Origin of the sequence: Achromobacter sp. SIMBA_011 (assembly GCF_046535435.1) — a bacterium.
GTDB lineage: Bacteria > Pseudomonadota > Gammaproteobacteria > Burkholderiales > Burkholderiaceae_B > Achromobacter > Achromobacter dolens.
Window position 1 is genome coordinate 1 of the sequence record NZ_JAWRWN010000776.1, and the last position, 257, is coordinate 257.

The following is a 257-nucleotide window of genomic DNA, read 5'->3' on the forward strand; positions in this document are numbered from 1 at the left end:
GGTAGCCGAGCCGCGTGCCGAACGTCTCGCCTTTCGGATAGCCGCCGAGCACCGCCTCGGGCAACACCACGAGCGATGCGCCGCTGTCGCGGATCGCGGTTTCGTAAGCGAGGATCGCGTCGAGCGTGGCGCGCGTGCCGGCCGGCGATGCGCCGATCTGCAGCGCGGCGATGACTGAGGTGGACATGAAGGCGTCTCCGGTGAAGGTGTCGAACGGGATGGAACGGGATCGAATGGGAGACGCCATCTTTGCCGAT

General features: G+C 66.9%; 1 pseudogene. It reads right to left on the reverse strand.

Annotation, left to right across the window (positions count from 1 at the left end):
• Positions 1-187: pseudogene (locus tag SB816_RS33100) on the reverse strand (carbon-nitrogen hydrolase family protein); the annotation flags it as partial.
• Between the last annotated feature and the right edge of the window lie 70 nt (positions 188-257).